Source organism: Kitasatospora sp. NBC_00458 (assembly GCF_036013975.1).
In the GTDB taxonomy this organism is placed as follows: Bacteria; Actinomycetota; Actinomycetes; order Streptomycetales; family Streptomycetaceae; genus Kitasatospora.
The window spans coordinates 2498057-2520551 of the sequence record NZ_CP107904.1; the positions used below are offsets into that span (position 1 = coordinate 2498057).

General features: G+C 73.3%; 17 protein-coding genes. 7 read left to right on the forward strand and 10 right to left on the reverse strand.

Going from position 1 to position 22495, the window contains the following annotated elements; translation table 11 throughout:
* Positions 1–125: 125 nt before the first annotated feature.
* The 3 genes from OG550_RS09710 to OG550_RS09720 all read left to right on the forward strand — a co-directional run bounded on the left by OG550_RS09710 (position 126) and on the right by OG550_RS09720 (position 3416).
* Positions 126–809, forward strand: coding sequence for a helix-turn-helix transcriptional regulator (locus OG550_RS09710; protein WP_442906141.1), 684 nt, complete (start codon positions 126–128; stop codon positions 807–809).
* A gap of 239 nt (positions 810–1048) precedes the next feature.
* Positions 1049–2875, forward strand: a complete 1827-nt coding sequence (locus tag OG550_RS09715; protein ID WP_327676285.1) for a bifunctional metallophosphatase/5'-nucleotidase — start codon at positions 1049–1051, stop codon at positions 2873–2875.
* A gap of 109 nt (positions 2876–2984) precedes the next feature.
* A complete protein-coding gene (locus OG550_RS09720) occupies positions 2985–3416 on the forward strand; it encodes a hypothetical protein (RefSeq protein ID WP_327676286.1) in 432 nt (143 codons plus the stop codon).
* Between the two features lie 63 nt (positions 3417–3479).
* Here the strand turns inward: OG550_RS09720 and OG550_RS09725 are convergent, their stop codons facing one another.
* Together OG550_RS09725 and OG550_RS09730 are read right to left on the reverse strand one after the other, a co-directional pair.
* Positions 3480–4454 (reverse strand): BtrH N-terminal domain-containing protein, encoded by a 975-nt coding sequence (locus tag OG550_RS09725; RefSeq protein ID WP_327676287.1) that lies wholly within the window; start codon positions 4452–4454, stop codon positions 3480–3482.
* On the reverse strand, positions 4451–5338 hold the full coding sequence (locus tag OG550_RS09730; protein WP_327676288.1) for a MerR family transcriptional regulator: 888 nt from the start codon (positions 5336–5338) through the stop codon (positions 4451–4453). Before OG550_RS09730 ends, OG550_RS09725 begins: the two co-directional genes overlap by 4 nt.
* A gap of 240 nt (positions 5339–5578) precedes the next feature.
* Between OG550_RS09730 and OG550_RS09735 the strand changes: the two genes are divergently transcribed.
* Positions 5579–6505, forward strand: coding sequence for an NADP-dependent oxidoreductase (locus tag OG550_RS09735; RefSeq protein ID WP_327676289.1), 927 nt, complete (start codon positions 5579–5581; stop codon positions 6503–6505).
* 133 nt (positions 6506–6638) lie between these two features.
* Positions 6639–7574 (forward strand): AraC family transcriptional regulator, encoded by a 936-nt coding sequence (locus OG550_RS09740; RefSeq protein ID WP_327676290.1) that lies wholly within the window; start codon positions 6639–6641, stop codon positions 7572–7574.
* A gap of 122 nt (positions 7575–7696) precedes the next feature.
* On the opposite strand, the gene OG550_RS09745 is transcribed toward OG550_RS09740, so the two are convergent.
* Together OG550_RS09745 and OG550_RS09750 are read right to left on the reverse strand one after the other, a co-directional pair.
* Positions 7697–8788: an NAD(P)/FAD-dependent oxidoreductase gene (locus tag OG550_RS09745; RefSeq protein ID WP_327676291.1), complete on the reverse strand. Its 1092-nt coding sequence runs from the start codon at positions 8786–8788 to the stop codon at positions 7697–7699.
* A 108-nt stretch (positions 8789–8896) separates the two neighbouring features.
* Positions 8897–9355, reverse strand: a complete 459-nt coding sequence (locus tag OG550_RS09750; RefSeq protein ID WP_327683774.1) for a MarR family winged helix-turn-helix transcriptional regulator — start codon at positions 9353–9355, stop codon at positions 8897–8899.
* Positions 9356–9466: 111 nt separating this feature from the next.
* On the opposite strand from OG550_RS09750, the gene OG550_RS09755 reads away from it, so the two are divergent.
* Positions 9467–10039: a Uma2 family endonuclease gene (locus OG550_RS09755; protein ID WP_327676292.1), complete on the forward strand. Its 573-nt coding sequence runs from the start codon at positions 9467–9469 to the stop codon at positions 10037–10039.
* Positions 10040–10126: 87 nt separating this feature from the next.
* On the opposite strand, the gene OG550_RS09760 is transcribed toward OG550_RS09755, so the two are convergent.
* The 4 genes from OG550_RS09760 to OG550_RS09775 form a co-directional block, all read right to left on the reverse strand.
* Complete coding sequence (locus tag OG550_RS09760) at positions 10127–10981, reverse strand: SAM-dependent methyltransferase (RefSeq protein ID WP_327676293.1); 855 nt, start codon at positions 10979–10981, stop codon at positions 10127–10129.
* Positions 10982–11226: 245 nt separating this feature from the next.
* Positions 11227–12684, reverse strand: a complete 1458-nt coding sequence (locus OG550_RS09765) for an aldehyde dehydrogenase family protein (protein ID WP_327676294.1) — start codon at positions 12682–12684, stop codon at positions 11227–11229.
* A gap of 81 nt (positions 12685–12765) precedes the next feature.
* Positions 12766–13632: a helix-turn-helix domain-containing protein gene (locus OG550_RS09770; RefSeq protein ID WP_327676295.1), complete on the reverse strand. Its 867-nt coding sequence runs from the start codon at positions 13630–13632 to the stop codon at positions 12766–12768.
* Positions 13633–13881: 249 nt separating this feature from the next.
* Positions 13882–15141 (reverse strand): MFS transporter, encoded by a 1260-nt coding sequence (locus tag OG550_RS09775; RefSeq protein WP_327676296.1) that lies wholly within the window; start codon positions 15139–15141, stop codon positions 13882–13884.
* An 18-nt stretch (positions 15142–15159) separates the two neighbouring features.
* Between OG550_RS09775 and OG550_RS09780 the strand changes: the two genes are divergently transcribed.
* Positions 15160–16203, forward strand: coding sequence for a winged helix-turn-helix domain-containing protein (locus OG550_RS09780; protein WP_327676297.1), 1044 nt, complete (start codon positions 15160–15162; stop codon positions 16201–16203).
* A gap of 288 nt (positions 16204–16491) precedes the next feature.
* Here OG550_RS09780 and OG550_RS09785 read toward each other — a convergent pair whose 3' ends face one another.
* The gene (locus OG550_RS09785; protein WP_327676298.1) at positions 16492–17952 is read right to left on the reverse strand and encodes a glutamate synthase subunit beta; all 1461 of its coding nucleotides are present in this window, start codon (positions 17950–17952) and stop codon (positions 16492–16494) included.
* The gene (gene gltB, locus OG550_RS09790) at positions 17945–22462 is read right to left on the reverse strand and encodes a glutamate synthase large subunit (protein WP_327683776.1); all 4518 of its coding nucleotides are present in this window, start codon (positions 22460–22462) and stop codon (positions 17945–17947) included. The genes OG550_RS09785 and gltB overlap by 8 nt, the downstream gene beginning before the upstream one ends.
* Positions 22463–22495: the final 33 nt, after the last annotated feature.

Below are 22495 nucleotides of genomic sequence, written 5' to 3' on the forward strand. Positions count from 1 at the left end.
TTCCGGCGGGGCGGGCGTCGGCGCCGGTCGCGCGCACCGTTCCGCCGCAACGGCCGGTGGCGTCGCGTTCCGTCGCCGCGGGCCCGCTCGCGGTTCCGGGTGCCGCTCCGGCCGTCCACCCCCAGGTGACCGCCGCGGCGCCGGTCCGCCCTTCCGGTGGCGCCGCCGGTGCCGCCGCCCGTGCGGCCACCGTCCCGGTGGCCGTCCAGGCCGCCGATCCGCTCTCCCGGGCGGGTGCGGAGGCCCAGCTGCGCCGGTTCCCCGGGGTGGCGGTGGTGGATCCGACCGGGACCGCCGCGCCGGGCACGGTCACCGTGCTGGTCACCGAGTCCGCCGACGCCGCCGCCACGGCCGCCCTGCGCCGGCTGGTGCGCGGTGCCGGGCAGCGGGTGGTGCTGGTGGTCGAGCGGATGCGTGAGACCGAGTTGCTGGAGGCCGTGGAGTGCGGGGTCGCCGCGATCCTGTGGCGCCGGGAGGCGACGCCGGAGCGGCTGGGCCGCGCCGTGCTGGCCGCGGCCCGGGGCGACGGCGATCTGCCGGCCGATCTGCAGGGGCGGCTGATCGCCCAGGTGGGCCGCTTGCAGCGGTCCGTGCAGGGGATGCCGGGCCATGCGCCGGCGGGTCTGTCGGAGCGTGAGTCGGACGTGCTGCGGCTGGTCGCGGAGGGCTGGGACACCGGGGAGATCGCGGCCCGGCTGTCCTACTCCGAGCGGACCGTCAAGAACGTGCTGCACGGTCTGACCACACGTCTGCAGTTGCGCAACCGGGCGCACGCGGTGGCCCACGCGGTCCGCGAGGGCTACATCTAGGGCGTCCCGCCGCCGTCGGTGACGCGGCCGGGCGGGTGCGACACCCGCCCGGCCGCGTCACGAACGAGTCGCCAAGATCTCACCTGTTGGAAAGCTCCGGGGGCTACCCATCGCCGGGGGTGCAGGGCACACTTCTACGCGCGTACCTCTACGCGCGTCACCGAGCCTGTGGGCCGCTACCGTCGGCCGTCGTCGGTCGTTGACGATCCGTTCGCAGTCCCCACCCGGGAGAGTCGTCCATGCCCCTGAACCGCCGTGACTTCGTCGCCCGGTCCGCCGCCACCGCCGCCGGCGCCGCGCTGGCCGGCAGCGCCACCCTCGCCGCCGCCTCCCCGGCCGCGGCCGCCGGCCCGGCGGACGCCCGCGCGAAGGGCCGGAGCAAGCGGCAGGCCTTCACCGTCATGGGCACCACCGACCTGCACGGCCGGGTGCTCAACTGGGACTACTTCACCGACGCGGTCTACGCCGACAAGGCGCACAACGAGGTCGGCCTCGCCAAGATCTCCACGCTGGCCAAGCAGGTCCGCGAGGAGAAGGGCTGGGACCGCACCCTGCTGATCGACGCCGGCGACACCATCCAGGGCACCCAGCTGACCTACTACTACGCCCGGGTCGAGCCGATCGCCACCGAGGCCGACACCGCGCCCGAGCACCCGATGGCGCTCGCCATGAACACCATGGAGTACACCGCCGCGGCGCTCGGCAACCACGAGTTCAACTACGGCATCGACACCCTGCGCGCGTTCGAGGAGCAGCTCGACTTCCCGCTGCTCGGCGCCAACGCACTGAACGCCCGCAACGACAAGCCGGCCTTCCCGCCGTACGTGATCCGCAAGCTGAAGCTGGGCAGCGGCCCGGCGCTCAAGGTCGGCATCCTCGGCCTCACCAACCCGGGCATCGCGATCTGGGACAAGGCGAACGTCGCCGGCAAGATGACCTTCCCGGGCATCGTCGAGACGGCGAAGGTCTGGGTGCCCAAGCTGAAGGCGGCCGGCGCGGACGTCGTCGTGGTCGCCTGCCACTCCGGCGTCGACGAGGCCACCTCCTACGGCGACCAGCTGCCGTGGGCCGAGAACGCCTCCGGCGCGCTGGCCGAGCAGGTGCCCGGCATCGACGCGATCCTGGTCGGCCACGCCCACAAGGAGATCCCGCAGCGGCTGATCACCAACAAGGAGACCGGCAAGGCCGTCGTGCTCTCCGAGCCGCTCGCCTGGGGCCAGCGGCTGACCTGCTTCGACTTCGAGGCCGAGCTCGTCGACGGCGCGTGGAAGGTCGTCTCGCTCTCCTCCCGGGTGCTGAACTCCAACACCGTCCCGGAGGACCCGGAGATCGTCGGCCTGATGACCGACCAGCACAAGAAGGTCGTCGAGTACGTCAACCAGGTCATCGGCACCTCCCGGATCGAGCTCTCCATCGCCGAGGCGCCGTTCCGGGACACCCCGATCATCGACCTGATCGGCCGGGTCCAGGCCGACGTGGTCCGCGCCGCGCTGGCCGGCGGCCAGTACGCCAAGCTGCCGGTCCTGGCCCAGGCCGCGCCGTTCAACCGCTCCGCCGTCATCCCGGCCGGCCAGGTCAAGCTGCGCGACGCGGCCGGCCTGTACATCTACGAGAACACCCTGGAGGCCCGCGTCCTGACGGGCGCCCAGATCAAGGACTACCTGGAGTACTCGGCGAAGTACTACGCCCAGCTGGCCCCGGGCGCGGCGGTGGACAAGGCCACGCTGACCAACGCGCAGAACACCCCCGACTACAACTACGACGCGGTGTACGGCGTCTCGTACGACATCGACATCTCCCAGCCGGTCGGGTCCCGGATCGTCGGCCTCAGCTTCGAGGGCAAGCCGATCGACCCGCAGGCCCAGTTCGTCCTCGCGGTCAACAACTACCGTGCCAACGGCGGCGGCAACTTCCCGCACGTCGCGGCCGCCCAGAAGCTGTGGGCCAACTCGGACGAGATCCGCAACGCGATGATCGGCTGGGTGAAGGACAAGGGCGTCATCGACCCGGCCGACTTCCACACCGAGTCGTGGCGGCTGGTCCGCGCCGGACAGCCGGTCTTCTGACCGTCGTCCGGCTCCCGCACGGACAGCCCCGGGGCCCGCACCCCGGGGCTGTTCCCGTCCGTACCCCCGGGCTGTTCCCGTCCGCACCGCGCGCCGTTACCGTGTCGGCATGCGCACCCTCGCCACCTGGCCGCTGGACGGCGAACCGCCGGACGTCGTCCCGGCCGAGTTCCGGGAGCCCTGCGCCCTGGTCGGACGCGACCTGCTCCGGGCCGTCGCCGCCGGGACCCTGCCGCACGGCCTGCACTGGAACCTCTCGGAGGACCACTACACCGGCTTCCTGCTGGGGCTGGGCGGCGCGCGGGGCCGGCTGTTCGTCCGGGAGACGGACCCCTACCTGCCGCCCGGACGGCTCACCGCCTTCGTCGCGGAGCAGGTCCGGGACCACCTGGCCGGCCACGAGTTCGTCCAGTGGCCGCCCTGTCCGGGGCACACCCACCTGCTGGAGCCCGCCGCCGACGGGCCGGACGGGGCGGCCTGGTGGCGCTGCCGGACCACCCGGTCCGGCGTCGCCCGGATCGGTGCGCCGGCCTCCGGGTGAGCCGGGCGCCGCGCGCGGGGCTCCGCACGCGGGGGCCCGGAACGGCAAACCCCCGGCCCCGGCTCAGCCCGCCAACCGGCTCAACTCCCCCATCGCCGAACGCTCCAGGCCGGCCAGTACGCGCAGCAGCGCACCCGCCTCGGCCAGTGGCGCCGCCGCGCCCGAGCTGCCCGCGGCGGCCACCAGCCGGGCCACCTCCGTCCAACCCCGCGCCGCCTCGGCGTACTTCGCGTGGGCGCTCCGCAGGCGCGGGTCGTCCAGCAGGTCCGCGCACTCGGCGAGGAAGTCCCGGTAGAGGTTGCGGAACAGTGCGCCGCCGGTCCCGGCCAGCTCCATCATCCGTGCGGCCTGCGGCAGTCGGACCTCCGGCAGGTCGGCGCGGTCCAGCCAGCCCGGCACCAGCGCCGCCGCCTTGTCGATGCCCCGGTGGCCGAGGTTGGCGATCGGCGGGTGCAGGAACGCCTCCGCGCAGGCGGTGAGCGCGGGAACCAACAGGCCCTGCAGCAGCGGCGGTTCGCCCCGCAGGGCGAGCGTGAACGAGCGGTTCCGCGCCGTCATCGGCCCGCGTTCGGCGCGTGCCGCCGCCAGCGAGGCGAGGCTGGTGGTGACGGCGCCGCCCTGCTGGGCGGTGTCGACCAGCTGCGCGTCGCGCCCGTCGTGGCCGGTCATCGCGACCACGTGCCCGCCGAAGTGGACCTTCGAGGTGAAGTACTCCAGGTGGTAGCTGTCCAGTTGGAGCCCGACCGGCCGTCCGGCACCGAGTTCGGCGGCCACGTTCTCCCAGGCCCGGCGGGCGGAACCGGTCTCCTTGACCACCAGCTCCAGCCCGAGCCGGGCGGCGAGGTTCCGGGTGAGCTCGAACGGCTTGACCCGGCCGCCGAGGAACGGGAAGTCCAGGCCCTTGCCGTCCCAGTAGACGAACGAGAGGCCCGCTCCGAGCCCGAACAGCATCGGTTCGGACAGGTCCAGGCCCTCGTGGCGCAGCAGCACCCCCAGGGCGGTCGTCTCGCAGTGCTCCGCTCCGTGCCGCTCCGTCATGCCGCGTCCTCCTCGACTCGTACGACCAACCGGGTCGTCCACTCCTCGGCCGGGGCCTCCCCCGGCCCGACCAGGTACGCCTCCCGGACCGGCGCCACCGGGCGCAGCCCGCGTTCGTGCACCGCGGAGAGCAGTGCGTGGTAAGCGAGCGGGAGCCGGGCGTACGGGCCGTGGTGCACCGTCTCGACGACGGGTCCGCCGGGCAGCACCTCGTGGGCGAGGCCGGGCCGTCCGCCCGCCTCCGCCGGCTCCGTCCGGGCCGCCGTTCCGGCCGCCGTTGCCGTCCCGGCCGCCGTTCCGGTCCCCGCCGTCGCCGCTTCGGCCGGCTCCGCTCCGACGGCGATCCGCATCCCGTCCCGCAGGTCCAGCGGGAACAGCCCCCAGAGCGGCGGTCGCCAGGCGCCGTCCAGCCGGGCCAGCAGCACGCCGACGCACTCGCCGATCCGCTCCCCCAGGTCGGCGGGCCCCGCCGTGGCCCGGACCACGGCCAGCCGCCGGTCCGGCTCCCGGCCGTGGACGACCTCGTAGCCGGGCAGGCCGCCGCCCTCGGCGAGGCGTTCCAGCAGGTCCAGCCGGGCCCGGTCGCGGGTGATCCGCTCGGCGACGCGGTCGCGTTCGGCGCGCAGCAGGCGGGCGCGGTCCGGCGGTTCAGCGGCCAGGGTGGCGGCGATCACCGCCAGCGGGAGGTCGAGTTCGCGCAGCAGGGCGATGGTGAGGGCGTCGCGGGCCTGTTCCGGGGCGTAGTAGCGGTAGCCGGTGGCGGGGTCGACCCGGGCGGGGGCGAGCAGGCCGGTCTCGTCGTAGTGGCGGAGCTGTTTGACGCTCAGCCGGCAGAGGCGGGCGAAGCGCCCGATGGTGAGGAGTTCGTCTCGGTCTGGCAGCACCCCGCCATCGTGGACCCTCCCGCCGTGGGAGGGTCCACCTCGGAGGGCCCCCTCCCGGGTGCCGCCCCGGGTGCCGCCGGGGCCTCCGTGGGGCCTCCGCGGAGCCGTCCGGCCGAGGCGGTCGGGTGGCGAGACGCTGGGACATCTTCCGGAGACAGCAGGATATTCATCCGCGCTTCCGGTCTTCCTACTGTTGGACCCGTCACCGAGCGATCATCCCGACGGAGAAGGAGCAGTCCCATGCGCGCAGTCATCCAGAAGTCCTTCGGCGGCCCCGAGGTCCTGGAGGTCGTCGAGACCGACCGGCCCGCCCCGCTGGGCGCCGAGGTCCTCGTCCGGGTCCACGCCAGCGGCGTCAACCCGGTCGACGCGGCGGTCCGTTCGGGCGTGTACCCGCTGCTCGGCGAGCCGCCGTTCGGGGTCGGCTGGGACATCTCGGGCGTGGTCGAGGAGGTCGGCCCGGGCGCCCGGTTCAAGCCGGGCGACGAGGTGTTCGGGCTGCCGTTCTTCCCTCGGGCCGCCACCGGCTACGCCGAGTACGTGGCCGTGCCGTCCCGCCAGGTGGCCCGCAAGCCCGCCTCGCTGGACCACGTGCAGGCGGCGGCCCTGCCGCTGGCCGCGCTGACGGCCTGGCAGGGCCTGGTGGACGCGGCGCGGCTCTCCGAGGGGCAGCGGGTGCTGATCCACCGCGCGGCGGGCGGCGTGGGGCACCTCGCCGTGCAGATCGCCAAGGCCCGTGGCGCGTACGTGATCGCGCTGGCGAGCGAGCCGAAGCACGGGTTCGTGCGCGGGCTGGGCGCCGACGAGGTGATCGACTACCGGGCCGACGACCACCTGAAGGCGGTCGGCGAGGTGGACGTGGTGTTCGACTCCTCCTCGCAGGGCACCGCCTCGCTGGAGGTGCTGCGGCCGGGCGGGGTGCTCGTCTCGATCATGGAGCACTGGAACACCGCGCTCGCCGCCGAGGTCGAGGCCGCCGGGCGGCGGTTCGCGGGGATCTCGGTGGAGCCGGACTACGCCTCGCTGGAGGCGATCGCCGCGCTGGTCGACGAGGGCCGGATCCGCCCGCACGTCGCCGACACCTTCCCGCTGGAGGAGGCCGGCAAGGCGCACGAGCTGATCGGCACGGGCCGCACCCAGGGCAAGATCGTCCTGACCGTCGCCTGAACCGGGGACCCGCCTGCGGATTCCCGGCCACCCGGCGGCGGCCGGGAATCCGCGGGCGACCCCCTGGGGCGCGGGTGCGACGCCCTACGCTGGCGGGTGTGACGGGAGTGCCGTACGAGACCGGAGGGAAGACGTGGACATCCTGACCGAGGCGTTGGGCTCGATGCGGACGGGGCAGCCCACCTCCGTGCGCACCGAGGGGCGGGCGCCCTGGGGGCTGCAGCTGCCCCCGGTCGCCGGCGCGGGATTCCACGTGGTGCTGTACGGGACGTGCTGGTTGGTCCCACTGGAGGACGCGCCCGGGGTCGCGCCGATCGCGCTCAGCCCGGGGGACGTGGTCTTCCTGCGGGACGGCCGCGGCCACATCCTGGCCGACCAGCCGTCCACCCCGGCCGTCCCCGAGCGGCCCGACCAGTTCCGGCCCAGCCTGCCGATCGGCACGGTCTCCATCGGCGGGGACGGGCCGCGCACCAGCCTGCTGTGCGGCAACTACCACCTCGACCAGGGGCGCCCGCACCCGCTGGTGCGCCAGCTGCCGGAGATCATCCACCTGCCGACCCGGCACGGCCGGCACCCCGAACTGAGTGCGGCCGTCCAGTTGTTGGGCGCCGAGCTGGAGAACCCCCGGATCGGCTCGACCGGCATCGTGCCCGCCCTGATCGACTCGCTGCTCCTGTACATCCTGCGCGCCTGGTTCGAGGACCAGCCGCCCGCCACCGCCGCCGGCTGGGCGGCGGCCCTCGGGGACGCGGCCGTCGCCCCGGCGCTCACCGCCATCCACGAGGCGCCGTCCGCCGCCTGGACGGTGGAGTCCCTGGCCGCCCGCGTGGGCCTCTCCCGGGCGGCCTTCGCCCGCCGTTTCACCAACCTCGTCGGCGAGCCCCCCATGGCCTACCTGACCCGCTGGCGGATGACCACCGCCGCCCGGCTGCTGCGCGAGTCGGAGGCCCCGCTGACCACCGTCGCCGCGCAGACCGGCTACGGCTCGGAGTACGCGTTCGCCAAGGCCTTCAAGCGCGAGTACGGCCAGGCCCCTGGCGGCTACCGCCGCGAGGCCCGCGCGGCCTGACCCGCCCCGGCCACCCGCCCGCCGCCCTGCGCCCTGCGTAGGAAGTCGGACCGGTCGACTTCCTGCTCCGCGCCCGAGAGCCGCGCCGCCCCCTCGTCCGGGCGGCACGGCTCAGGCACGGCTCAGGCACGGCCGAACAGTTCGGCGAAGCGCCCGGTGAACAGGTCGGCGCCCTTGTACTCGGCGACCGTGGCCGCCGGGACGGCGGACGGCCCGTCGGGGCCGGGCAGTTGGCCGACGCCGCCGCGCGGGCCGAGCGGCAGCAGGATCGCCGGGTCGGCCGAGGGCCGGTAGACCGCCTCGGCGGGCTCGCCCTTCAGCTGGGCGAGGATGTTCTGCGCGACCACCTCGGCGTGCCGGATCGCGTGCCCGGCCATCTTGGCCTCGGGGACGTCGGTGAGGTCACCGACCGCGTACACGTGCGGGTGGCCGTCGACGGCGAGGGTGTCGCCGACCCGGACCTGTCCCTGTCCGGTGCGCTCCACCAGCCGGCCGTCGGCGAGGTAGTCGCTGTTGATCCGCACGCCGTACGCGCGGAACCAGATGTCGGCGGTGAGCTCCTCCCCCGCCGTGGTGGCGACGGTGAACTCCCCGGCCCGGCCGTGCTCGGTGGCGGGCTGCCCGGCGAGGCCGGTGCCCAGTCGCAGCCGTACGCCCAACTCGTCCAGCTGCCGGTGCAGTTCCTCGCGCACCTCGGACCGGAAGGCCGGCAGCAGGCGGTCGGCCGGGTCGACGACGGTGACGTCCTTGTCCGGCCAGACCTCCTTGATCTCCCCGGCGAGCTCCAGCCCGACCGGGCCGGCGCCGACGATCAGCACCCGGGCGGCGGCGGCGAGTTCCTTGTGGGTGCCGCGGAGCTGTTCCAGCGCCTCGCCGGTGGACTCGGCGGCGGGCTTGGCCGGGTAGGCGTAGCTGGAGCCGGTGGCCAGCACGAGGTAGTCGGCCTCGACGCGCCGCCCGGAGGCCAGGGTGACGCCGCCCGGGTCCACCGAGGCGGCGCGGTCGCGGATCACCTCGCCCCGGGCGAGCAGCGTGTCGTACGGGAAGAAGATGTTGCCGGCCCAGTCGGGCTGGGCCAGGGCCCGCAGCGATCCGGCCGCGTTGACGAAGGCGTCGCGCGGGTCGATCAGGACGACGTCGGCCTCGGCGTCGAGCGCCTTGGCCACCGCGGATCCCCCGTAGCCCCCGCCGACCACCACAACGGTACGACTCATGTTCCCTTGCCCCCAAAGCAGAATAGAGCTGCAGTTCGCACTACGAACCTATTAGTTCGTTTCGCGAACTGCAACCCCTATCCGCAAGGACCCGCGCGGATCCGGACCTCAGCAGGAACGCCCCGCACAGCTCCCCTCGTCCGGCTCGCCGAAGACCTCGGGCACCTTGTTGTCCAGCACGACCCGGCCGAGCAGCTCGGTCAGCACCTCCCGCTCACCGGGGGCCAGCCCGTCCGGGAGCGCCTCGATCCGCCGGCAGGTCTCGGCGTGGAACCCCTCGGCCAGCATCGCACCCTCGGGCGTCAGCCCGACCAGCACCGCCCGCGCGTCCCCCGCACAACTCTCCCGCCGAACCAGGCCGTTGCGCTCGGTGCGGTCCACCAGTCCAGTGAGGCTCGACTTGGCCAGCCGCAGGATCGAGCCCAGCTCGCCCATCACGTACGACCTCCCCATCAGGACGCAGAGCAGCTGCCCCTGCTGCGGCGTGAGCCCGTGGTCCCGCGCCGACTCCACGTACACGGCGTCCACCAGGAACGCCGCCCGCACCAGCGCCCCCACGATCCCGATCCGGCCGTCCCCACTGTTGTCCACCCGCCCAGACTAACAGCCGGGCACCGTACAATTCGTGATACGAACTACCATTCCGCCCAGGATTCCCCGGGGCGGGAGAATGCCCGCGTGCCCGAACCGCACTCCCACGACCGGCACGCCCGGCTACTGGCCTACGCACAGAGCCTGACCCCGCCACCGGGCTGGAAGGCGGAGGTGTCCGGCGACCAGATCGTCGTCACCGCCGGCCCCTCGGTGATCCACCAGTGGAACCTGCTGCTCGTCCGCCGTCAGTTCGACGCCCACTGCCCCGCCGACCTGATGCCCAGCGAGAACACCGACCTCGCCTCACCCCGCGTCGGCAAGCTCCGCAATCCGGACCTCACCTACATCCCGCTCTCCGCCGTCGACCTGGGCGGCAGTCAGGTCCCCGCCGAGCTGGCGGCGATCGCGGTGGAGGTCGCCTCCCCTTCCAATCCGGAGAACGACCTGGTCGGCAAGGTCCGCGACTACCCCTTGATGCACATCCCGCTGTACCTGGTGATCGACCCGCGCGAGGGCACGCTCACCCTCCGCTCCGAGCCCGACGGCAGCGGCTACCGCCGGCAGTGGACCGGCAGGTTCGGCGACGGCGTCCCCGTCCCCGCGCCGTTCTCCTTCGAGCTGACCACCGCCGAGCTGCTCCGCTACCCATCGGCCTGAGCACCGCCGGTCCGCTCCGCCCCCTCGCCCCGATCGGCGCCGGGGCCGGTGGCGGCCGCGGCCGCCACCGGCCTCCCCCCGCCGCCGCTACCGCTTCTCGCCGACGCCCGCCCAGATGCCGACCTGGGAGTCGGTGGGCTGTTCGGGCCGGTCCGGGCGCCAGAGCGGGGCGGTGACCAGGCCCGGCTCGGCCAGCTCCAGGCCGTCGAAGAAGCGCAGCACCTGCACGCGCCTGCGCATGGTCAGCTGGGCGGTGGCGCTGCGGTAGACGGCCGGGCCGCGGGAGGCGTCGGCGTCGGGGGTGAAGTCGAGGGTGCCGTGCGACAGGACGAGGCGGCTGCCGGCCGGCAGCGCGTCCACCAGGGTGCGGACGATGCCGTACGGGTCGTCCTGCTCGTCGACGAAGTGCAGCACGGCGACGAGCAGCAGGCCCACCGGCTCCCCCGCGTCCAGGACCTGCCGCACCTCGGGGGCCGCCAGGACGGCCGCGGGGTCGCGCAGGTCGGCCTGGACGACGGAGGTGCTGCCGGGGGCGGCCCCGCTCAGCAGGGCGCGGCCGTGGACGAGCACGATCGGGTCGTTGTCCAGGTAGACGACGCGGGCGTCGGGGTGCACCTGCTGGGCGATCTCGTGGGTGTTGCCGGCGCTCGGGATGCCGGTGCCGATGTCGACGAACCGCCGGATGCCCTCCCCGGCGAGCTGCCGCACGGCCCGGCCGAGGAAGGCCCGGTTGGCGACGGCGCTGATCCGCACCAGCGGGCTGATCGCCAGGACCTTCTCCGCCGCCTCGCGGTCGGCGGGGAAGTTGTCCTTGCCCCCGAGGTAGTAGTCGTACATCCGGGCGGGGTGCGGGACCTCCGGGCGGAGGTCGGCCGGCGGACGCGCCTCGTCGCCGTCACCGCCGACGAACCAGTCCCGGCCGATCTCCTGATACTCGGTCATCCCCGATACCCCCTGGGTCCGTTCCGGTCATATGCCGGGCAGCATAGGCCATCCGCCGTACACCCACGGAAACAAGGTGGAACCCGGCCTTCCTCCTCCGCGACGGAGGCCGACCGGGTCCACGTCCTCGCACCGGAACCGCACCGGCCCCGGACCCGAATCGCACCGGCCACCGGCCACCGGACCGGCATCACCCCGCCGCACCGGCACCCGCCCGGGCACCGTCCCGCCGGGGCCGCGGCCCGTCAGAACGGGAAGCGGCTGCGCCCGTGCTGGATCGAGATCCACTTCACCGTGGTGAACGCGTCCACCGTGGACTCGCCGTTCAGCCGGCCGACGCCGGAGTTCTTCTCGCCGCCGAACGGCACGATCGCCTCGTCCGCGATGGTGCCGTCGTTGACGTGGATCATCCCGGTCTCGATCCGCTGCGCCACCCGCACGCCGCGCTCGACGTCGGCGGTGTGCACCGCCCCGCTGAGCCCGAACGGGGTGTCGTTGGCGATCCGCACGGCCTCGTCCTCGCCGTCGAACTGCACGACCAACACCACCGGCCCGAACAGCTCGCGCCGCAGGATCGGCGCGTCGGCGGGCAGGTCCCCGAGCACGACCGGGGCCATCAGGCTGCCGTTGGTCTCGCCGCGCAGCAGCGCGGTCGCACCGGCGGCGAGCGCCTGGTCGACCTCGGCGCCGATGGCGGCGGCCTGGACGGGGTTGATCAGCGGGCCGATCTGGGTGGCCGGGTCCTTCGGGTCGCCGACCGTCAGGGTGGCGATCTTGGCGACGAACCGGGTGGTGAACTCCTCGGCCACGCTGCGGTCGACGAGGACGCGGTTGGCGGCCATGCAGACCTGGCCCTGGTGGGCGAAGCGGCTGAACACGGCGGCGTCGACGGCGTAGTCGAGGTCGGCGTCGTCCAGCACGATCAGGGCGCTGTTGCCGCCCAGCTCCAGGACGGTCCGCTTGAAGTGCGAGGCGGCGACGGTGGCGACGTGCCGGCCGACCTTGTCGGAGCCGGTGAAGGAGATGACCTTCGGGACGGGGTGCTCGATGAACGCGTCGCCGATCTCCGCGATGTCCGTGACCACCACGTTGAACAGGCCGGCCGGCAGGCCCGCCTCCTCGAAGATCCTGGCGAGCAGGGTCCCGCCGACCACCGGGGTCTCCTGGTGGGGCTTGAGGACCACGCCGTTGCCGAGCGCGAGGGCGGGCGCCACGGCCTTGATCGACAGGAAGAGCGGGAAGTTGAACGGGCTGATCACGCCGACCACGCCGACCGGCAGGCGGTAGAGCCGGTTCTCCTTGCCGTCCACCGGCGAGGGCAGCAGCCGGCCCTCGGAGCGCAGCGCCAGCTGCATCGACTCGCGCAGCATGTCCTTGGTGAGGGCGAGCTCGAACCCGGCCTTGAGCGCGGTGCCGCCGAGCTCGGTCATGATCGCCTCGGTGATCTCCTGCTCGCGCTCCTCGACGATCCGCAGCGCGCGCTCGAAGACCAGCCGGCGGGCGTACGGGTTGGTGGCCGCCCACTCCTTCTGCGCCCGCTCGGCGGCGCGGTACGCCTGGTCGACCTCGTCGACGGTGGCGACGGTGATGGTGGCGATCTTGTCACCGGTGAACGGGTCGACGTCGACGATGTCCCAGGAGCCGCTGCCAGTGCGCCACTCGCCGTCGATGTACTGCAGCGCCAACTCGGAAAGGTACGACATCTGGGTCCCTCTCGTGCCGATTCGGGAACGCTCGCAAGCGGTTCGCGATCAGATCTGATCGAGGCTCATCGTACTTATCGTCTACAGCTCTTGGCGTACGGAGCGAAGAAGTTCTCGTGTCCGCTCGGGGGAGAGGCTGTCGGCCAGCAGGCCGTCCATCGCGCCGGCGTACTCGGCCACCTCGGCCGGCTTGTCCAGGTACAGCGCGGTGGTGAACTGCTCCAGGTAGACGATGTCCGGGAGGTCCTGCTCGTCGAAGGTCAGCACCGAGAACGCACCGCCCTCCGCGCGCAGCCCGCCGAAGCCCAGCGGCATCACCTGGAGCACCACGTTCGGCAGTTCGGTCAGCTCCAGCAGCCGGTCGACCTGCGCCCGCATCAGGTCCGGTCCACCCCAGGGGCGGCGCAGCACGGCCTCGTCCAGCACGGCGAGCAGCCGGGGCGCCCGCTCGGCGGTGAGCACCGCCTGCCGCTTGAGGCGGACCTCCACCCGGCGCTCGATCTCCTCGGTCTCGGTGACGTGCCCGCCGTGGGTGATCACCGACCGGGCGTAGGCGGCGGTCTGCAGCAGCCCGTGCACGAACTGCACCTCGTAGCTGCGGATCAGGGTGGCCGCCTCCTCCAGCCCCAGGTAGTTCTGGAACCAGCCGGGCAGGACGTCCCCGTAGCCCTGCCACCAGGACGTCGCGTTGGCGGCCCGGACCAGCCCGAGGACGGAGTCCCGCTCCTGGTCCGCCTCGACCCCGTAGAGCGTCAGCAGGTCGGCGACGTCGCGCTCCTTGAAGCCGACCCGGCCGAGCTCCATCCGGCTGATCTTCGACTCGGAGGCGCGGATCGAGTACCCGGCCTCCTCGCGGCTGACTCCCCTCGCCTCCCGGAGCCGGCGCAGCTGAGACCCCAGCAGCAGGCGCCGCACCGTGGCACCGCCACCCGCCTGAGTCGCATTCATCGCCTCAACCTCCGCACCTCGCGCAGCCCCCCGGCCGTCGGCCGCAGTCTTCCATCAGGGACCGACAAACAACAGTCCTCGGTACGCCCCCACGGACAGGCTGCCCGACGTGGTCTCCAGCGGCCCGGCCGACGTCGGCTCCGTGCCCCGGGGCCGACCCGGCTCCCGGACACGCGCGGTAGTTGTACCGTAGCTGCTCGGATTGCACTCTAGCCGCCGGACGGCCCGCTGGACATCCCCGGACCCCGGTCAGCGCAGGCGTTCCAGCCGTATCAGGGCGGGGACGGCGGCCAGGCTCAGGGCGATCAGGAAGATCCAGGGGAGCGCGGCCCCGTGGCCGAGGAGGAGGGTGAGGAGTCCGGGGGCGACGGCCTGGCCGATGTTCCAGGAGAGCTGGTAGACGGCGAGGTAGCGGCCACGGCGGGCCGGGTCGGCGAGCGAGACGGAGAGTTCCTCGGAGTAGGGGGTGGAGACGGTCTCGGCGAGGTTGTAGACGGCCATCGCCAGGTAGAGGCCGGCCAGGACGGCCCAGCCGGGGGCGGCGGCGACCGCGGCGAAGAGGGTGAAGGCGAGGGCGTTGAGCAGCGCTCCCGCGGCGACCACCCGGGTCGGCCGGAACCGCTCCAGCCGGCGGGCGACGGCGCCCTGGGTGAGCACCACCTGGACGCCGTTGAGGACGAGCAGCGAACCGGCCACCCAGGCCTCGCGGTGCAGGCCCTCGACCAGGTAGACGGCCAGCAGCATGCTGATGATCATCGAGCCGAAGACGAAGGAGAGGTTGATCGCGACCAGCAGCAGGTACCGCCGGTCCCGGAGCACCGCCCGGTAGCCGCCGCCCTCGCGGGCGTCCGCGGCGGCGGGCGCCTCCGCGGCGGCTCCCTCGCCCGGGCCCGCGTCCGGGGCTGCGGACGGCCGCCAGGAGGCCAGCATGACCGCCGCGAGGCCGAAGCTGACGGTGTTGAGGAGCACCAGCGCCCGCAGCCCGCCCGTCCCGCCGCCGGCCACCAGGACGGCCCCCAGCGCCCCGCCGAGCCCCATCCCGGTGTTGCGCAGGGTCTGGACCAGCGCGAACCACCGGGTCCGCTCGCCCTCCGCCGAGGCGAGCACCACCAGGCCGGAGCTGGAGGTCCAGTAGCCGACGTGCCCGATCTGGGCCAGCAGGCAGACCAGCACGATCTGCCACAGCCGCCCGGCGAACAGGTAGCCGGTGAACGCGACGGCGGACAGCGCGTTCCCGGCGGCCGCGGTGGCCCGGGCGCCGTAGCGGTCGATCAGCGGGCCGACGACGATCGCGGTGGGCAGCGCCAGCAGCCGGGCGGCGGAGACGGCGGCGCCGATCGCCGGCACCGTCAGGGAGGTGGTGCGGGCGAAGTAGACGAGGGTGAAGGCGAGGATCAGGCCGGTGCCGAGGCTGTCCACGAGGTGGGCGGCGATCAGCCGGTGGCGGCCGGCGGTGGCGGGGAGCCCGAGGCGGTCCCGGAGTGCGGCAGGCGCAACGCTGGTGGTCATGGGACGAGCCTTTCGGCGATGATCTACGACGCCCAGAGATTCCATCCCCGTCGAATCCTCACCGCCCGACCCCCGGAGGCGCTCGTGCTCACCCTGGACTTCTCCGCCCAGGACGTCGCCGCCACCCGGTTCACCTGCTCGCGCCTGCTGGAGGTGGTGACGAGCGTCCAGGTCCTCAAGGACCCGGGCGCCAAGGCCGTCCACCTGCCGTGGGTGCGCCGCACCCGCGAGCGGCTGGCCGCGACCGGTGTCCGCTACGACCTGCTCTCCCAGCTGGTCCCGATGCCGGCCTGGCACCTGCCCGAGTTCCTCATCCGGATGCCGGCCGCCACCGCGCCCGACCTGGAGAGCGAGCTGGCCCTGCTCGCCGCCACCCCACCGGCCGCCGTCCGCGCCGATCTCGCCCCGCTGGCCGAGCCGCTGCCGCCGCTGGTCGCCGCACTGCGGGCCGACCCGGAGGCCGGCGTCGCCCGGCTGGTGGCCGAGGTCCGGGAGTACTGGGCGGTGGCCGTCGGGCCGTACTGGCCCCGGATCGAGCGGCTGGCGGAGGGCGAGATCCTGTACCGGGCGCGGCGGATGGCGGCGGCCGGGCCGGCGGCGCTGTTCGAGGGCCTGCACCACAAGGTGAGCTGGCGGGACGGCCGGCTGACGGTGGCCCAGCGCCGGTACGACATCGAGCGGCGGCTGGACGCCGGGCGCGGGCTGGTGCTGGTGCCGTGCGCGTTCGTCTGGCCCGGCATGGTCTGGCAGGCCGGGGACACCGGCCAGCCCGGCCTGGTCTACCCGCCCCGGGGAGTGGCCACGCTCTGGGAGACGGTGGGCGCCGCCGTCCCCGACGGCCTGGCCCGGGTGATCGGCCGCACCCGGGCCCGGCTGCTCGCCGAACTCTCCGCGCCCGCCTCCACCACCGAGCTGGCCGCCCGCACCGGCCTCTCCCCCGCCAACGTCTCCCACCACCTCACGGCCCTGCGCGGGGCCGGTCTCGCCGCCCGCCACCGCACCGGCCGCACGGTCCTGTACGCCCGCACCGAGGCGGCGGAACTCCTCCTGGACGTCCGGTAGTCGACGCCACCACGGCGCGTGCGCCGATCACCGCGTGCCGGCTCTCCCGCCCCGTGGGCGACCGGGTGGTCCTCGGCCCCGCCGGGCGGCCCGTCCTCTGCCCTCCGGCGCCCGGCCGCGGGCAGTGGCCCCCGTTCCTGTCCGCACCGTGCCCGGACGCACAGCGGCGCCTGCCCTCAAACTGGTCGGGGAGAGGGCAGGCGCCAGGGACCGCGGTGGCCCGGCGACTCTGGCGGGATGCGGCTCGGTGCAACCCGGCGATGCGGCGCCGGGCGGTTCAGGGGTGTGTCAGACCACCAGGGGGCGGTCGGTCGGCCGGATCGGGGCGGGCAGCGCGGTCCTGCCGCCCAGGTACGTGTCCACGGCCGCGGCGGCCGAACGGCCCTCCGCGATGGCCCAGACGATCAGGGACTGGCCGCGCCCGGCGTCGCCGCAGACGTACACGCCATCGACGTTGGTGGCGAAACGACCGTCGCGGGCAACATTACCCCGTGCGTCGAGGTCCACGCCCAGCTGCTCGACCAGGCCGTTCTTCACGTCGGTGCCGGTGAAGCCCATCGCCAGGGTGACCAGCTGCGCCGGGACGGCCCGCTCGCTGCCGGGGACCTGCTCGAACTTCCCGTCCTTGAACTGCACCTCGACGAGGTGCAGCTGCTGCACGTTGCCGTCCTCGTCGCCGCTGAAGTGGGTGGTGGAGACGGAGTAGATCCGCTCGCCGCCCTCCTCGTGCGCGGAGGTGACCTTGTAGGTCATCGGCATGGTCGGCCAGGGCTGGTTGGCCGGGCGGGCCTCGCTCGGCTGGGGCATGATCTCCAGCTGGGTGACGGAGGCCGCACCCTGCCGGTGCGCGGTGCCGACGCAGTCGGCGCCGGTGTCGCCGCCGCCGATGACGACGACGTGCTTGCCCTTGGCGCTGATCGGGGCCTCGACGAAGTCGCCCTCCTGCACCTTGTTGGCCAGCGGCAGGTACTCCATGGCCTGGTGGATGCCCTTGAGCTCGCGCCCGGGCACCGGCAGGTCGCGGGCGGTGGTCGCGCCGGCGGCGATCACGACGGCGTCGAACCGCTCGCGCAGCTGCTGCCCGGTGATGTCCTCGCCCACGTGCACGCCGGTGCGGAACCGGGTGCCCTCCGCCCGCATCTGCTCGATGCGGCGGTTGATGTGGCGCTTCTCCATCTTGAACTCGGGGATGCCGTAGCGCAGCAGGCCGCCGATCCGGTCGGCCCGCTCGTACACGACGACGGTGTGCCCGGCCCGGGTGAGCTGCTGGGCGACGGCGAGGCCGGCCGGCCCGGAGCCGACCACGGCGACCGTCTTGCCGGAGAGCCGCTCGGGGACCTGCGGGGTGACGCCGCCCCGGTCCCACGCCTTGTCGATGATGGTGACCTCGACGTTCTTGATGGTCACCGCGTCCTGGTTGATGCCGAGCACGCAGGCCGACTCGCACGGGGCCGGGCAGAGGCGGCCGGTGAACTCCGGGAAGTTGTTGGTCGCGTGCAGGCGCTCGATGGCACCGGTCCAGTCGTCCCGGTAGGCGAGGTCGTTCCACTCGGGGATGAGGTTCCCGAGCGGGCAGCCGTTGTGGCAGAACGGGATGCCGCAGTCCATGCAGCGGCCGGCCTGCTTGGTGATGATCGGCAGCAGACTGCGCTCGACGTAGACCTCGTTCCAGTCCCGCAGACGGACGTCCACGGGACGGCGCTCGGCCAGCTGCTTGGGCGTGGTCAGGAAGCCCTTGGGGTCAGCCATGTGCCGCCTCCATCATCTTGCGAGTGGTCTCGGCCTCGGAGAGGCCATCGCGCTCAGCGGCGTCCTTGGCGGCGAGCACTGCCTTGTAGTCGGTCGGCATGATCTTGGAGAAGCGGGAGACGCCGCCGCCCCAGTCCGCCAGGAGCTCGGCGGCGACGGTGGAGCCGGTCTCCTCGTAGTGCTGCTGCACGGTCTCGCGCAGCCAGTCGCGGTCGGCGGCGGTCGGGGCCTCGATGCCCACCATGCCGTCGTTGACGTTGGCCGGCCGCAGGTCGAGCACGTACGCGATGCCGCCGGACATGCCGGCCGCGAGGTTGCGCCCGGTCTCGCCGAGGACGACGACCCGGCCGCCCGTCATGTACTCCAGGCCGTGGTCGCCCACGCCCTCGACGACCAGGGTGGCGCCCGAGTTGCGGACGGCGAACCGCTCGCCGGCCTTGCCGCGCAGGTGGATCCGGCCGCTGGTGGCGCCGTAGCCGATGGTGTTGCCGGCGATGACGTGGTTCTGCGCGTCGTTGCCGATGGCGGCGGCGTCGCGGGCCGGGCGGACCACGATCACGCCGCCGGACAGGCCCTTGCCGACGTAGTCGTTGGCGTCGCCCTCCAGCCGGAGCGTGATGCCGCGCGGCACGAAGGCGCCGAAGGACTGGCCGGCCGAGCCGGTGAAGGTGACGTCGATGGTCCCCTCCGGCAGGCCCTCGCCGCGGTACCGCTTGGTCACCTGGTGGCCGAGCATGGTGCCGACGGTCCGGTTGACGTTGCGGATCGGCAGCTGGATGCGGACGGCCTCGCCGTGCTCCAGGGCGTCCTGCGCCAGGCCGATCAGCTGGTTGTCGAGCGCCTTGTCGAGCGCGTGGTCCTGCGTGGTGGTGCGGTGCAGCGAGGCGCCCTCGGGCAGCGCGGGGACGTGGAACAGCGGGGTCAGGTCGAGCCCGGCGGCCTTCCAGTGCTCGACGGCGGCCTGCGCGTTGATGTGCTCGGCGTGGCCGACGGCCTCCTCGATGGTGCGGAAGCCCAGCTCGGCCAGGATCTCCCGGACCTCCTCGGCGATGAACTCGAAGAAGTTGACCACGAACTCGGGCTTGCCGGAGAACCGCTCGCGGAGCACCGGGTTCTGGGTGGCGACGCCGACCGGGCAGGTGTCCAGGTGGCAGACCCGCATCATGATGCAGCCGGAGACGACCAGCGGGGCGGTCGCGAAGCCGAACTCCTCGGCGCCGAGCAGCGCGGCGATGACCACGTCGCGGCCGGTCTTCAGCTGGCCGTCGGTCTGGACGACGATGCGGTCGCGCAGGCCGTTGAGCAGCAGGGTCTGCTGGGTCTCGGCGAGGCCGAGCTCCCAGGGGCCGCCGGCGTGCTTCAGCGAGGTGAGCGGCGAGGCGCCGGTGCCGCCGTCGTGCCCGGAGACCAGGACGACGTCGGCGTGCGCCTTGGACACGCCGGCCGCGACCGTGCCGACGCCGACCTCGGAGACCAGCTTCACGTGGATGCGGGCCGCCGGGTTGGCGTTCTTGAGGTCGTGGATCAGCTGCGCCAGGTCCTCGATCGAGTAGATGTCGTGGTGCGGCGGCGGGGAGATCAGACCGACGCCCGGGGTGGAGTGCCGGGTCTTGGCGACCCACGGGTAGACCTTGTGGCCGGGCAGCTGGCCGCCCTCGCCGGGCTTGGCGCCCTGGGCCATCTTGATCTGGATGTCGTCCGCGTTGACCAGGTACTCGGAGGTGACGCCGAACCGGCCGGAGGCGACCTGCTTGATCGCCGAGCGGCGCTCCGGGTCGTACAGGCGGTCCGGGTCCTCGCCGCCCTCACCGGTGTTGGACTTGGCGCCGAGGCGGTTCATCGCGATGGCGAGGGTCTCGTGCGCCTCGCGGGAGATCGAGCCGTACGACATGGCGCCGGTGGAGAAGCGCTTGACGATCTCGGAGACCGGCTCGACCTCGTCGACGGGGACCGGGGTGCGGCCGAGGCCGTCCAGCCGGAACAGGCCGCGCAGCGTCATCAGCCGCTCGGACTGCTCGTTCACCCGGTCCGTGTACTGCTTGAAGATGTCGTACCGGCGGTTGCGGGTGGAGTGCTGGAGCCGGAAGACGGTGTCCGGGTCGAACAGGTGCGGCTCGCCCTCGCGGCGCCACTGGTACTCGCCGCCGATGTCCAGCGCGCGGTGCGCGGCGGCGATGCCGGAGGCGGGGTAGGCCTTGGCGTGCCGGGCGGCGGTCTCGCGGGCGATCTCGTCCAGGCCGATGCCGCCGAGCTTGGTGGTGGTGCCGGCGAAGTAGCCGTCCACCAGCTGCTGGGAGAGGCCGATCGCCTCGAACACCTGCGCGCCGCGGTAGGAGGCGACGGTGGAGATGCCCATCTTGGACATCACCTTCAGGACGCCCTTGCCGAGCGCCTTGATCAGGTTCTTGATGGCCTTCTCGGCCTCGACGCCCTCGATGAAGACGCCCTGGGCGACGAGGTCCTCGACGGACTCCATGGCCAGGTACGGGTTGACCGCGCCGGCGCCGTAGCCCACCAGCAGCGCGACGTGGTGCACCTCGCGGACGTCACCGGCCTCGACCAGCAGCGACACCTGGGTGCGCTGCTTGGTGCGGATCAGGTGGTGGTGGATGGCGGAGGTGAGCAGCAGCGAGGGGATCGGGGCGTGCTCGGCGTCGGAGTGCCGGTCGGAGAGCACGATGATCCGGGCGCCGTCGGCGATCGCCGCGTCGGCCTCGGCGGCGATCGCGGTGAGCCGGGCGGAGAGGCCCTCGCCGCCGCTGGAGACCTTGTACAGGCCGGACAGCGTGACGGCCTTCAGGCCGGGCTGGTCGCCGTCGGCGTTGATGTGGACGAGCTTGGCCAGCTCGTCGTTGTCGATCACCGGGAAGGTGATGCCGACGGACCGGCAGGCGGCGGCCTCGGCGGCCAGCAGGTTGCCCTCGGGGCCGAGGTTGGAGAGCAGGGAGGTGACCAGTTCCTCGCGGATGGCGTCCAGCGGCGGGTTGGTGACCTGCGCGAAGAGCTGCACGAAGTAGTCGAACAGCAGGCGCGGCTTCTCGCTGAGCGCGGCGATCGGCGAGTCGGTGCCCATCGAGCCGAGCGCCTCGCCGCCGGTCCTGGCCATCGGCGCGAGGATGACGCGCAGCTCCTCCTCGGTGTAGCCGAAGGTCTGCTGGCGGCGGGTGACGGAGGCGTGGGTGTGCGCGATGTGCTCGCGCTCCGGGAGCTTGGCGAGCTGGATCTGGCCGGCCTCGACCCACTCCGCGTAGGGGTGCTCGGCGGCCAGCGCCGACTTGATCTCCTCGTCCTCGACGATGCGGTGCTCGGCGGTGTCGACGAGGAACATCTTGCCGGGCTGCAGGCGGCCCTTCCTGGCGACCTTCTCCTGGTCGATGTCGAGCACACCGACCTCGGAGGAGAGGACGACCAGGCCGTCCTCGGTGATCCAGTACCGGGCCGGGCGGAGGCCGTTGCGGTCGAGGACGGCGCCGATCTGGGTGCCGTCGGTGAAGGTGACGCAGGCCGGGCCGTCCCAGGGCTCCATCAGGTTGGAGTGGTACTGGTAGAAGGCGCGGCGGGCGGGCTCCATGGTGGCGTGGTTCTCCCACGCCTCCGGGATCATCATCAGCACCGAGTGCGGCAGCGAGCGGCCGCCGAGGTGGAGCAGCTCCAGGACCTCGTCGAAGGAGGCCGAGTCGGAGTGGTCAGGGGTGCAGATCGGGAAGATCCGGCTCAGGCCCTGGCCCTTGCTGTTGGCGGGGATCAGGTCGGTGGCGAGCTGGGACTCCCGGGCGGTCATCCAGTTCCGGTTGCCCTTGACCGTGTTGATCTCGCCGTTGTGCGCGACGAACCGGTACGGGTGGGCGAGCGGCCAGCTCGGGAAGGTGTTGGTCGAGAACCGGGAGTGCACCAGGCCGAGCGCGGAGGCGTAGAGCCGGTCCGACAGGTCGGGGAAGAAGGGCTCCAGCTGGCCGGTGGTCAGCATGCCCTTGTAGACGACGGTGCGCGCGGAGAGCGACGGGAAGTAGACACCGGCCTCGCGCTCGGAGCGCTTGCGGACGACGAAGGCGAGCCGGTCCAGGGTGATGCCCTCGGCGCCGTCCTTGCTCAGGAAGAGCTGGCGGAAGCGCGGCATCACGCTGCGGGCGGTGGCGCCCAGCAGGTCCGGGGTGACCGGGACGTCGCGCCAGCCGAGGACGGTCAGGCCCTCCTCGGCCGCGATGGCCTCGATCTGCGCGACGGCGGCCGTGTCGGCGGCGTCCTCGTCGGGCAGGAAGGCGATGCCGACCGCGTAGGAGCCGGCGGCCGGGAGCTCGAAGGAGACCTTGGCGCGCAGGAAGGCGTCCGGGACCTGGGTGAGGATGCCCGCGCCGTCGCCGGAGTCCGGCTCGGCGCCGGTGGCGCCGCGGTGCTCCAGGTTGCGCAGGACGGTCAGTGCCTGCTCGACGACGGTGTGGTCGGCGATGCCGGTCAGCGTGGCGACGAAACCGACGCCACAGGCGTCGTGCTCGTTTCGCGGGTCGTACAGGCCCTGAGCAGCAGGTCGCGCATCCGGAACGAG

Bases quoted from the DNA above. Each gene is read 5' to 3' on its own strand.
- OG550_RS09715 (WP_327676285.1), top strand. From the start codon at position 1,049: ATGCCCCTGAACCGCCGTGACTTCGTCGCCCGGTCCGCCGCCACCGCC.
- OG550_RS09720 (WP_327676286.1), top strand. From the start codon at position 2,985: ATGCGCACCCTCGCCACCTGGCCGCTGGACGGCGAACCGCCGGACGTC.
- OG550_RS09725 (WP_327676287.1), bottom strand. From the start codon at position 4,454: ATGACGGAGCGGCACGGAGCGGAGCACTGCGAGACGACCGCCCTGGGG.
- OG550_RS09735 (WP_327676289.1), top strand. From the start codon at position 5,579: ATGCGCGCAGTCATCCAGAAGTCCTTCGGCGGCCCCGAGGTCCTGGAG.
- OG550_RS09745 (WP_327676291.1), bottom strand. From the start codon at position 8,788: ATGAGTCGTACCGTTGTGGTGGTCGGCGGGGGCTACGGGGGATCCGCG.
- OG550_RS09760 (WP_327676293.1), bottom strand. From the start codon at position 10,981: ATGACCGAGTATCAGGAGATCGGCCGGGACTGGTTCGTCGGCGGTGAC.
- OG550_RS09765 (WP_327676294.1), bottom strand. From the start codon at position 12,684: ATGTCGTACCTTTCCGAGTTGGCGCTGCAGTACATCGACGGCGAGTGG.
- OG550_RS09770 (WP_327676295.1), bottom strand. From the start codon at position 13,632: ATGAATGCGACTCAGGCGGGTGGCGGTGCCACGGTGCGGCGCCTGCTG.
- OG550_RS09775 (WP_327676296.1), bottom strand. From the start codon at position 15,141: ATGACCACCAGCGTTGCGCCTGCCGCACTCCGGGACCGCCTCGGGCTC.
- OG550_RS09780 (WP_327676297.1), top strand. From the start codon at position 15,160: ATGATCTACGACGCCCAGAGATTCCATCCCCGTCGAATCCTCACCGCC.
- OG550_RS09785 (WP_327676298.1), bottom strand. From the start codon at position 17,952: ATGGCTGACCCCAAGGGCTTCCTGACCACGCCCAAGCAGCTGGCCGAG.